Origin of the sequence: Streptomyces rectiviolaceus (assembly GCF_039533825.1) — a bacterium.
In the GTDB taxonomy this organism is placed as follows: domain Bacteria; phylum Actinomycetota; class Actinomycetes; order Streptomycetales; family Streptomycetaceae; genus Streptomyces; species Streptomyces rectiviolaceus.
The window spans coordinates 136,658-146,598 of the sequence record NZ_BAAAUG010000148.1 but is presented as its reverse complement, the minus strand read 5'-3'; the positions used below and the strand labels follow the sequence as shown (position 1 = coordinate 146,598).

General features: G+C 72.6%; 11 protein-coding genes. 6 read left to right on the top strand and 5 right to left on the bottom strand.

What is annotated here, in order from left to right; all coding sequences use genetic code 11:
• A partial coding sequence (locus tag ABD378_RS34585) for a sirohydrochlorin chelatase (RefSeq protein WP_344527581.1) occupies window positions 1-459 on the bottom strand: 459 nt, incomplete at its 3' end.
• A 313-nt stretch (window positions 460-772) separates the two neighbouring features.
• Between ABD378_RS34585 and ABD378_RS34580 the strand changes: the two genes are divergently transcribed.
• The gene (locus tag ABD378_RS34580; RefSeq protein ID WP_344527638.1) at window positions 773-1,384 is read left to right on the top strand and encodes a SanA/YdcF family protein; all 612 of its coding nucleotides are present in this window, start codon (window positions 773-775) and stop codon (window positions 1,382-1,384) included.
• Between the two features lie 211 nt (window positions 1,385-1,595).
• Complete coding sequence (locus ABD378_RS34575) at window positions 1,596-3,749, top strand: molybdopterin oxidoreductase family protein (protein WP_344527579.1); 2,154 nt, start codon at window positions 1,596-1,598, stop codon at window positions 3,747-3,749.
• 81 nt (window positions 3,750-3,830) lie between these two features.
• Here the strand turns inward: ABD378_RS34575 and ABD378_RS34570 are convergent, their stop codons facing one another.
• The 3 genes from ABD378_RS34570 to cutA form a co-directional block, all read right to left on the bottom strand.
• A complete protein-coding gene (locus ABD378_RS34570; RefSeq protein ID WP_344527577.1) occupies window positions 3,831-4,127 on the bottom strand; it encodes a DUF6355 family natural product biosynthesis protein in 297 nt (98 codons plus the stop codon).
• Between the two features lie 210 nt (window positions 4,128-4,337).
• Complete coding sequence (locus ABD378_RS34565) at window positions 4,338-4,775, bottom strand: gamma-glutamylcyclotransferase family protein (protein ID WP_344527575.1); 438 nt, start codon at window positions 4,773-4,775, stop codon at window positions 4,338-4,340.
• Complete coding sequence (gene cutA / locus ABD378_RS34560) at window positions 4,772-5,140, bottom strand: divalent-cation tolerance protein CutA (protein WP_344527573.1); 369 nt, start codon at window positions 5,138-5,140, stop codon at window positions 4,772-4,774. The genes ABD378_RS34565 and cutA overlap by 4 nt, the downstream gene beginning before the upstream one ends.
• Window positions 5,141-5,295: 155 nt before the next feature.
• Here cutA and ABD378_RS34555 point away from each other — a divergent pair, with 155 nt between their 5' ends.
• Together ABD378_RS34555 and ABD378_RS34550 are read left to right on the top strand one after the other, a co-directional pair.
• Window positions 5,296-6,051 (top strand): hypothetical protein, encoded by a 756-nt coding sequence (locus ABD378_RS34555; protein WP_344527570.1) that lies wholly within the window; start codon window positions 5,296-5,298, stop codon window positions 6,049-6,051.
• Window positions 6,048-7,346 (top strand): sensor histidine kinase, encoded by a 1,299-nt coding sequence (locus ABD378_RS34550; RefSeq protein ID WP_344527568.1) that lies wholly within the window; start codon window positions 6,048-6,050, stop codon window positions 7,344-7,346. Before ABD378_RS34555 ends, ABD378_RS34550 begins: the two co-directional genes overlap by 4 nt.
• A 30-nt stretch (window positions 7,347-7,376) precedes the next feature.
• Here ABD378_RS34550 and ABD378_RS34545 read toward each other — a convergent pair whose 3' ends face one another.
• Entirely contained in the window at window positions 7,377-8,036 is a 660-nt protein-coding gene (locus tag ABD378_RS34545) for an NADPH-dependent FMN reductase (protein WP_344527565.1), read from the bottom strand.
• A 173-nt stretch (window positions 8,037-8,209) separates the two neighbouring features.
• On the opposite strand from ABD378_RS34545, the gene ABD378_RS34540 reads away from it, so the two are divergent.
• Together ABD378_RS34540 and ABD378_RS34535 are read left to right on the top strand one after the other, a co-directional pair.
• Window positions 8,210-8,998, top strand: a complete 789-nt coding sequence (locus ABD378_RS34540) for an aminotransferase class IV family protein (protein WP_344527563.1) — start codon at window positions 8,210-8,212, stop codon at window positions 8,996-8,998.
• A gap of 286 nt (window positions 8,999-9,284) precedes the next feature.
• Window positions 9,285-9,905: a hypothetical protein gene (locus tag ABD378_RS34535; protein ID WP_344527554.1), complete on the top strand. Its 621-nt coding sequence runs from the start codon at window positions 9,285-9,287 to the stop codon at window positions 9,903-9,905.
• Window positions 9,906-9,941 lie beyond the last annotated feature (36 nt).

Sequence of the window (9,941 nt, the reverse complement as noted above, 5' to 3'; positions counted from 1 at the left end):
GGTGTGCAGCGCGTCGACGAGCAGGGGGTGCGGGCCGAGCGGGGCGGCGACCCGCGTGTCGAGGTGCGGCGCGCCGTCGGCGGCCTCGGGGATGTCGTGCTTGACGTGGTATCCGCGGCCGAGCAGCAGCGGCACGAGGACGGCGGACCCGGTCGCCGCGGCGAGGGTGTCGGCGAGCAGCGGCTCGTTCAGCTCGATGTGGCCGAGGCGCACGGTGAGCCCGGGCCGCAGCTCCCGCACCAGTTCGAGGAGCTCCGTCACGGTGGCGAGGGCGCGGGGGTCACGGCTGCCGTGGCCGACCACGACGAGCGCGGGTGCCGGTGCGGTGCGGCGCCTGCCGTCGAGCGACACGAGGGTGAGCTGGCTGCCGAGCTGGCTGGTTATCCGGTCCATGATTTGCGCCGTACTTTCGAGAGGGGTGCTGCCGGACTCATCGCGAAGAGGGTTCGACGGCGTCATGGACCGAGGATGGCCGCGCCGTATTGCCGTCGCGTTGCGCGCCGGTGACGGGTGCTTTCGGCCTGGCTCACCGGCGGTGCCCTGCCTTTGTCAGTGCGGTCGCTTACCGTTGTGCGCAGTGATCGGATCGGGGGGATCCGGCATCGGGGCACGGGGGATCGGGATGGAGCGGCCGGGGTGGATGCGGCGATCGGGGGCGGGCGGGCCGTCCGGGGTGCGGGCCCGGGTCCGTGGGTGCGTGGCTCGTCTTGGCCGCCTGCGGCTGCGGCTGCCGCGGACGCGGCGGGGACAGCGGCGGGCCGTGCAGGCCTTCATGGCCGTCTGCGTGGTGGCGCTGCTGCCCGCGACGTGGCTTTTCGTGACGGCGCAGGACCGGCTGCACACGACGGCTGACGTGCCGCGCACGCGGGTCGCCGTAGTGTTCGGGGCCGGCCTGTGGGAGGGCGAGCCGTCGCCGTATCTCGCGCACCGCCTGGACGCGGCGGCCGAGCTGTACGAGACGGGGCGGATAGAGGTCGTCCTCGTCACCGGGGACAACAGCCGCGAGGAGTACGACGAGCCGGACGCCATGCGCGCGTATCTGACCGAGCGCGGCGTGCCGGGGCGGCGGATCGTCAGTGACTACGCGGGCTTCGACACCTGGGACTCCTGCGTGCGCGCCAAGCAGGTGTTCGGCGTCGACCGGGCGGTGCTGATCAGCCAGGGCTTCCACATACGCAGGGCCGTCGCGCTCTGCCGCGCGGCGGGCGTCTCGTCGTACGGCGTCGGGGTCGACGCGAAGCACGACGCGACCTGGTACTACGGCGGCGCGAGGGAGCTGTTCGCGGCGGGCAAGGCGGCGTTCGACTCGGCGCTTCAACCGGATCCGCGGTTCCTCGGGCCCCGGGAGCCCGGTGTGGACCGGGCGCTTGCCGCGCCTCGCTAAGCCTGGCCCCTGGGCCTTGAGCGGGGGTGCGTCTGCCTGCTCCCGCCATCCGCCGGGTGCGGGTCGTGGTCCGTCCTCGCGCAGTTCCCCGCGCCCCTAAAGGGGCACGACCCCGCTCACAGCGGGGTACGGGCCGCGCTGAGGTCGGCTTACCGCGTGTGTAACGCGATCGCGTCGGGGCGCGTAACAACCCCGGCGGATGCTGGACCGCATGCACACCAAGGCGACACCGACCCACTGTCCGTACTGCGCGCTGCAATGCGGGATGGGCCTGACCAGTGGCCCCGGCGGGGTCGAGGTCGTGGAGCGTCCCGAGTTCCCCGTGAACGGGGGCGCGCTGTGCGGCAAGGGCCGCACGGCGCCCGCTGTGCTCTCCTCCCGGGTGCGTCTGACCGAGCCACTCATCCGATCCCACGCCACGGGCCGGCTCGAACCGGCCACCTGGGAGGAGGCCGTCGCCCGCGTCGCCGAAGGGCTTTCCCGCACGCGCGGCGAACATGGCGCGGACGCGTGCGGGGTGTTCGGCGGCGGGGGGCTGACCAACGAGAAGGCGTACGCCCTGGGGAAGTTCGCGCGGGTGGCGCTCGGCACGTCGCAGATCGACTACAACGGCCGGTTCTGCATGTCGTCGGCGGCAGCGGCGGGACAGCGGGCCTTCGGGCTCGACCGTGGCCTGCCGTTCCCGCTTGAGGACATCCCGCGCACCGGCTGTGTGATCCTCGTCGGCTCGAACCTCGCCGAGACGATGCCGCCCGCGCTGCGGTATCTGACGGAGCTGAAGGCGAACGGCGGGAAGCTGATCGTCATCGACCCGCGCAGGACCCGCACCGCCGAGCAGGCCGACCTCCATCTGGCGCCGCGCCCCGGCACCGACCTCGCCCTCGCGCTCGGCCTGCTGCACCTGGTGGTGGCCGAGGGCCGGACGGACGAGGTGTTCATCGAGGAGCGGACGACCGGCTGGGAGGAGGCGCGGGCGGCGGCGATGGCGCACTGGCCGGAGTACGTGGAGCGGATCAGCGGCGTTCCCGTGCCCCAGCTCCGCGATGCGATGCGGATGTTCTGCGACGCCGAGGCCGGGATGGTGCTCACCGCTCGCGGACCCGAGCAGCAGTCCAAGGGGACCGACACGGTGGGCGCCTGGATCAACCTCTGCCTCGCGACGGGCAACGCGGGCCGCCCGCTTGCCGGATACGGCTGCCTGACCGGGCAGGGCAACGGGCAGGGGGGACGCGAACACGGCCAGAAGGCCGACCAGTTGCCCGGCTACCGCAAGCTGACGGACCCGGCGGCGCGGGCGCATGTGGCGGGGGTGTGGGGCGTGGACCCCGACTCGCTCCCCGGTCCGGGGCGATCCGCGTACGAGCTGCTCGACGCGCTCGGCGGGGACATCAAGGCCCTGCTCCTGATGGGCTCCAACCCGGTCGTGTCGGCGCCGCGCGCCGCGCATGTGGAGGAGCGGCTGCGGTCGCTCGACTTCCTCGCGGTGGCGGACGTCGTGCTCTCCGAGACGGCCGAACTGGCCGATGTCGTCCTGCCGGTGACGCAGTGGGCCGAGGAGACGGGGACGGTCACGAACCTGGAGGGGCGGGTGCTGCTGCGCCGCAAGGCGGTGAGCGCGCCCGACGGCGTACGGAGCGACCTGGACGTCCTGCACGGTCTCGCCGCCATCCTCGGCCACGAGAAAGGCTTCCCGACGGACCCGGAGGAGGTCTTCGAGGAGCTGCGCCGGGCGAGCGCGGGCGGGGCGGCGGACTACTCGGGGATCTCGTACGCGCGGCTGAAGGAAGGGAACGGGGAGGGAGTGTTCTGGCCCTGCCCCGCGAACGAGGACGTGAACGTGAACGTGAACGTGAACGTGAACGAAGACGTGAAGGAGAACGCGGGCGGCGAACCGGATGCCGTGCACCCCGGCACCCCCCGCCTCTTCCTCGACCGGTTCGCCACCGAGGACGGCCGTGCGCGGTTCGTGCCGGTGGCGCATCGGGCCGCCGCCGAGGAGCCGGACGCGGAGTATCCCGTGCTCCTGACCACCGGGCGGGTCCTCGCGCAGTACCAGTCGGGGGCCCAGACGCGCCGCGTGGACGAGCTCAACTCCGCCGCTCCCGGGCCCTTCGTGGAGCTGCATCCGCGGCTCGCCGCGCGCCTCGATGTCGGGGAGGGCGAGCCGGTGACCGTCGTCTCGCGGCGGGGCCGGGCCGTCGCACCTGCGCGGATCACGAGCACGATCCGTTCCGACACCGTCTTCATGCCGTTCCACTGGCCGGGCGAGGGGCGGGCCAACTCCCTGACGAATCCGGCACTCGACCCGGTGTCGCGCATGCCGGAGTTCAAGGTGTGCGCGGTGCGGCTTGAGCGGGCGTCGTAACGGCTGGACACGGCAGCGGGCCGGGGGGGCTTCCCCCGGCCCGCTGTCATGCGCGTAACCGCTGTCATGCGCGTACGAAGGTCAGCAGGTGCGCCCGACATAGTGCGCGCCCTGGATCTTGCTCGCCGATCCCAGCCAGGTCTTGCCCGGACCCACACAGCGCTCGTAGTCGGGGGCGAGGGCCACCCTCACGTGGATGACGACGTTCGAGCCGTCGCCCGTGCAGTGGTTGTAGAACGCGTCGCTGCCGGTCTCGTAGAACCCGCAGGGGTTCATGACGGCGGTCGGGGCGTGAGCGGACGCGGCGGCCGCCACGGGAAGGCCGAGGGTGAGGGCTACGGCGCCGACGAGGGCCGGCAGCGAACGGCGAAGGCTCATGGGGCAACTCCTGCTGAGGACGTGGTGCTCACGCACCGACTCGCGCACCGACTGGTGCACACGGAGAGTGCCACAGCGATCACCCTTCGCGATCATGCGGTTCGTGTGCGTCGCTCGCACGGGTGACGGAGTCCACCGGATCGAGTGCGCAGGCGTTTGAGCTGCGAAATCCGCGTCACGGCCGATCATCGGCGCCCGCGCCGGAACCCCTCACCGCGGCGCCCGGAACGACGCCCAGTCCCCTCCGCCGATCACCGCCCCCGAAGCACGCAGCCTCGCTGCCACCCTTGGCGCCGCCACGTACACCCACGCGCGCGCGGCCGTCCCGTCCAGGAGGGTCACCTCGCGCACCACGCGTTCGTACAGATTGCGGGGATCGCCCGGTGCGTAGTCCTCCAGTACGTCGAGTTCGGCGAGGAGCCGCTCGTACGCGGAGGGCAGCGCGGCGATCAACTCGCCGCGCACCGGGCCGCCTTCGGGGTCCTCCACCAGGTACGGATAGCCGGGCCCCTCATAAAGGACCGCTCCCACGAGCCGCGCCGGGGTCTCGGCCGCGACACTCCCGCGCAGGTGGACGTCGTGGTTCGGCTCCCCCGGCCGCAGCGTCCCGTACACGAAGAACGGCAGCCGGTCCGCGTCCGGCGTCACTCGGCCGTCTCCCGCTCCGCCCACTCCAGGTACGCCGCGCTCCCCCGCACGACCGGCGTCGCGATGATCTCGGGGGTGTCGTAGTCGTGGGCCTCCGTGAGCCAGGCCTCGAGCGCCTCGTACCGCGCGGCGGCCGTCTTGAACAGCACCTGCCACTCCCGCGCTTCCTCGATGGCACCCTCCCATCGGTAGACGGAGACGACGGGCCCGGCGATCTGCGCGCACGCGGCGACGCGCGCCGCCACCGCGCCGCTCGCGAGGTCCTCCGCCTTCTGGGCGGTATCGGTCGTGGTCAGCACGGTGAGCACCGCGGCCTGTCGGGATTCGGATCCGGATCCGGATCCGGCTTCGTACGTCGAGGTCATGCGCCGATTCTCGCCGGACCGGGCGCCGGACGTGGCGGGGAGGGGCCACCGGACAGGCCGAAGGTCCCGATCTCCGCGTTTCCGCCCCGATCACCCCTGTCTGTTACACAACCTCCCGTTCTCCGTGATGGACGCTTCCTACCGTCGGTAGAGCCATGAACCACACCTGCCCCCACCGCCGCCTCCTGCGCCGCGCCGCCGTCCTCACCGCCACGGCGGCCGTCGTGCTGGCCGGATGCGGCAGCGTGGACGGGCTCGACGCCGGTGAGCCCGCGCCGTCCGTGTCCGTGCAGCCGCGCCCCAAGCCGCTCTGGCCCGCCTGGTCCGGCACGTCGTCCGAGGCGCCCGGCGCCGACGCCGCCACCCACCAGCCGCCGCCTCAGGCCCTGGAAGGGCTGCCGAAGCTGGGCAACGGCGGGCTCGGCACGGAGGACTTCCGCGAGATCCTGCGGGCCGACCCGCGGATGAAGCCGCTCGCGGACCGCGGCGAGATCGACCGCCCCGGACAGGCCGGGCTCCGGCCGCCGCAGCTGACGGACCTGACCGGCGACAAGAAGCCCGAGCTGCTCGTGGCCGCCGACACGGAGAGCGGACGCAGCGTCCTCGCCGTCTATACGGAGCACGACGGTCGCGTCTATCCGATCCTGTTCACCGCCGGGAAGCGCCTGGGCATCGAGACGCTCGGCCCGGATCTGCTGGTGCGCAGCCCCTGCGCGGACGGCGGCGAGCAGGCCGTGCGGTTCCACTGGGACGGCGTACGGATGTCCACGGTGAGCGACATCAAGAACTACAAGAAGACGCCGGGTGCCGATGGTTCCTCCGCGTCGCCGAAGCCCACTCCGGAGCCTTCGGGCGGCACAGGGCCTTCGGACGGTACGGAGCCCTCGGGCGGCACGGACGGGCGGAGATGAAGGGCATCGCCCGGCGCGCCCGCGCCGCGCTCAACGCCCTCGGTCTGCGCTGGAAGATCGCCGCGCTGCTCGCCCTCGGCTGCGCGGTCGTCGCCGTCGCCATCGGGATCCTCGTCCACCAGGCACGCCTTGAGCAGGTCTCATCGGGTGCGAGGTCCGGGGCCACCGCGCAGTTGGTGCGGGTGCGCCAGCTGTACGAGCTGACGGGGCAGGTCGACACCGACGGCGACGCCCGTACGGACGCCGCCCTGGACGCGCCCGACCTGCCCGCGCCGCTGCGGGCCGCCGCACTGGACGGGCGGCGGACCACGTACCTCGACATGGGCGCCGACGATCCCGTCGTGTGGGCGGCACGCCCGGTCGGCGGCGACCACGTGCTCTCCGTTCGCGAGCCGCTTGCCGAACAGGCCGCCGAGATGGCCGAGTTCGACCGGCAGCTGATGGCATCGGGCGCCGTCGTCGTCATCCTCGCGGCGCTCGGCGGCGCCGCCCTTGCCAGCCGTCTCAGCCGCGAGCTGCGGACCGCCGCGGCCACCGCGCGCCGCATCAGCCAGGGCGACCTCGACGCCCGTATCGACCATCCGCGACCGCCGGGCGGCCGCGGCGGCAGGCACGGAAAGGACGAAGTGGCCGAACTGGCCGCCGCCGTCGACACGATGGCGGCGTCCCTGCAACAGCGGATCGAGGCCGAGCAGCGCTTCACCGCGGACGTCGCCCACGAGCTGCGCACCCCGCTGACCGGTCTGCACACGGCGGCCGAGCTCCTGCCGCAGAGCCGCCCCACGGAACTCGTGCGCGACCGGGTCCTCGCCCTGCGCACCCTCACCGAGGATCTGCTCGAAGTGGCGCGGCTCGACGCGGAGGTGGAGCGGCCCGACCTTGACGCGCATCCGCTGGGCACGCTGGCCGAGGGGATCGTGCAGCGTTCGGGGTGCCCGGTGCGGTTCGCGGCGCAGTGTGGCCAGGACGACACGCTCGTACGCACCGACGCGCGCCGCCTGGAGCGGATCATCGCCAATCTCGTCGCCAACGCCCGCAGGCACGGCGCCGACCCGGTCGACGTGCGGGTGGCCGGGCCCGTGGTCACGGTCAGCGACCACGGCGCAGGCTTCCCCGAGCGCCTCCTGAAGGACGGCCCGCAGCGCTTCCAGACCGGCGCCCGTGAGCGCGGCCAGGGCACGGGCCTCGGCCTGACGATCGCGTTCGGTCAGGCGCAGGTCATCGGCGCGCGGGTGGAGCTGCGCAACGCGGAGGGCGGCGGCGCGGTGGCGGCGGTGCACCTGCCGGAGGCCTAGCCGCCGCCTGCCCCCTCCTGCGGGTCGGCCTCAACTGCCGTAGGGCCGGACCTCCTTGGCACCGCGCAGCGCCCACGCCCACCAGTGGAGCTGGTCGAGCATCGACTTGGCGGCGGCGTTCGCGGCCGTCGGGTCCTTGTGGGTGCCGTCGTCGCCGAAGAGGCCACCCGCGTTGTGGAAGGAGACGGTCTCGCGAATCGTCATGGTGTGCAGCTCGGCGAAGACCGGACGCAGGTGCTCGACCGCGCGCAGGCCACCGGAGAGGCCTCCGTAGGAGACGAAGGCGAGGGGCTTGGCCTGCCATTCGGCGTTGTGCCAGTCGATGAGGCTCTTGAGGGACGCGGGGTAGGAGTGGTTGTACTCGGGGGTCAGGACGACGAAGGCGTCGGCGGCGGCCAGCTTCGGGGTGACCTTGCCGAGTTCGGCGAGTGTCTCTGGTGACGGGTTGTAGGAGAGCGCGGTCGGCAGATGGGATTCGGCCAGGTCGACGACGTCCACCTCGAAGTCCGCGTGCTCGCGGATCCGCGCCAGCAGCCACTCGGCGACGATCGGTCCGAAACGGCCCTCGCGGTTGCTTCCGATGATGACGGCGACGCGAAGGGGCGTGGCGGACGTCGTGGCGGACGTCGTGGTGGACGTGGCGGACGTCGTGGTGGAGGCGGAATCAGCGGCGATCGTGTTCTGAGTCATGGGAAGAGCCTCATTGCTCAACCTCGGTTGAGGTCAAGCGGCTCCCGCGACGAGTTCCGTGAGCGGCCGCGGACACGGCTCCGTCCAGCCCTCACCCCTGTTCCCGTCCGGTTCTCTCCCTGCCCCCTGTCTCACTCCCCCGGCCCGCTCCCCCACGTCGTACGGTGAAGCCCATGACAACTCCCGCGCCTCTGCAGCGCCTTGAGATCGACGGCCGGGCCGCCACCGCCGACCGACTGCTGTGGCCCGCTCTCGGCGGTGTGGGGCACTTCACCGCGATGCAGGTCAGGGGCGGCGCGACACGCGGGCTCGGCCTGCACCTGGCCCGGCTCGACTCGGCCACCCGAGAGCTCTTCGACCGGGAGCTCGACGGCGAGCACATCCGCGAACTCATCCGGCACGTGCTCCGCGACGACATCGCCGACGCGTCTGTACGCGTGATCGTCCACGCACCCGAGGGCGGCGAGCCGTCCGTGATGGTCACCGTCCGGGCGCCGGGCGGGATGCCCGAGAGCCCGCAGGCCCTGCGGTCCGTCCCCTACCAGCGGCCCTTCCCGCACATCAAGCACCTGGGCGGCTTCGGGCAGGCCCGGCACGGAGAGCTCGCACGGCGCGCGGGCTTCGACGACGCGCTGCTCACCGGGCCCGACGGGACGATCAGCGAGGGTGCCGTCACGAACATCGGCTTCTACGACGGCTCGGAGGTCGTCTGGCCCGACGCGGCCTGCCTGGAAGGCATCACCATGCAACTGCTCGCACCACGGCTCGCGGCCGCCGGTCTTCCCACGCGCCGGGCCCCGGTCACGCTCGCGGACCTCTCCTCGTACACGGCCGTCTTCGTCACGAACGCGCGGGGCATCGCGCCGGTGCGGCGGATCGACGCCACGGAGTTCGCGGTCGACGAGAAGCTGATGGGCACTCTGGCGGGGCTCTACGCCGACGTCCCCTGGGACACCGTCTGAGGCGGAATCAGCTCCGCGCCGTGCTCCCTCCGGTGCCGCGGGTCACCCATTCACAGGCGCCGCGTGCCCCCTTCGGAGACTTCTCGGCGACACGCCGGGTGACCTGCTGGAATGTTCCCGTCGAAGTGTCAGGAGCCGCTCCACCACAGAGTTTCTGACGGGCCTTCAGGAGGCGTGCGCCGCCGAGTGCCACTTACCTCGGTAGAGCGGGGTTCGACCGACGCAGCGGCACTTGGGGGTGCCGCGGGCCGTGCCCTCTGAAGGCCCCCTCGGAGGAGCAAGCACGATGCGCAAAGCCCGCCTGCTGACCACTGCCGCGCTCGCCGTCGCATCGGCTGGCCTGCTGGTGCCCCCCGCCGCCGCGGCCGCGCCGGCCGCCGGGGGAGGCCTGGAGATTCATCCCGCCACGGTCATGCCCGGCTCCTCGGTCACCGTGAACACCACCGCGTGCGGCAGCGGAGGGACGGCATCGGGAGACGCCAGCGCGGTGGGAGCGGGCACGTTCACGCTCGCGCCGGGCACGCACGAGGGGCCCGCAGAAAACACCGAGAGCACAGAGAACTCAGAGAACGAAGGGACCGCTGAGAGCACAGGGAACGCCGAGAAGGCGACCGGTCGGTTCGAGGTCCCGCCATCGGCTCAGCCCGGCACCTACGAGATCGTCGCGAAGTGCTCCGGTTCCGGCGCGGACGGCAAGGAGGTGGCGGGCGACCTGATCGTGACGATCACCTCCACCGCCACCGCCCGTGAGCAGCAGGTGGCGCCGAAGGGACATGTGAAGACGGGGGTCGGCGGCGCTCTGGGCCCCGACCCCGTGCAGACCGCGGCGGGTGTGGCGGCGCTTGCCGTCGCCGCCGCGGGCGGTACCTGGCTCCTGCACCGCCGGGCGAGAGGCGACAGGATCTGACGGACACCCTCCGCTGTCCACCGGTACCGCCAGCCC